General features: G+C 69.7%; 1 pseudogene. It reads left to right on the top strand.

The annotated features are described in order from the left end of the window. Positions 1–277 (top strand): annotated as a pseudogene (locus QWY29_RS20350) (hypothetical protein); the annotation flags it as partial.

Genomic DNA, 277 nt, shown 5'->3' with positions numbered 1-277 from the left:
CGGCGAGCCGTACGCCGACGATCGGCAACTCGAGCGCTGCGAGCTGCGATCGGTCCTCGACCAGATCACAGCTGGGCTCGGCACCGCGGTTCGCGTCGAGGTCCGCGAATCCGATGGCACGACGTACGCCGACATCGCCACGCCTCCAGACACCGTCGGCGATGACCCGCCGGAGACGGCCACACCCACGCCTCGGCCAGGCATCAACGGCAGAGGATTTCACCCCGGCGAAGAGGTCGCCGTCGCCTACGTCCTGTGCACCCAGACCGCCGGTGCC

The sequence above is a fragment of the Nocardioides abyssi genome, assembly GCF_030412915.1.
In the GTDB taxonomy this organism is placed as follows: Bacteria; Actinomycetota; Actinomycetes; order Propionibacteriales; family Nocardioidaceae; genus Nocardioides; species Nocardioides abyssi.
Note: the sequence above shows the minus strand (reverse complement) of the source record. Positions and strands in the feature narration are given on the sequence as shown.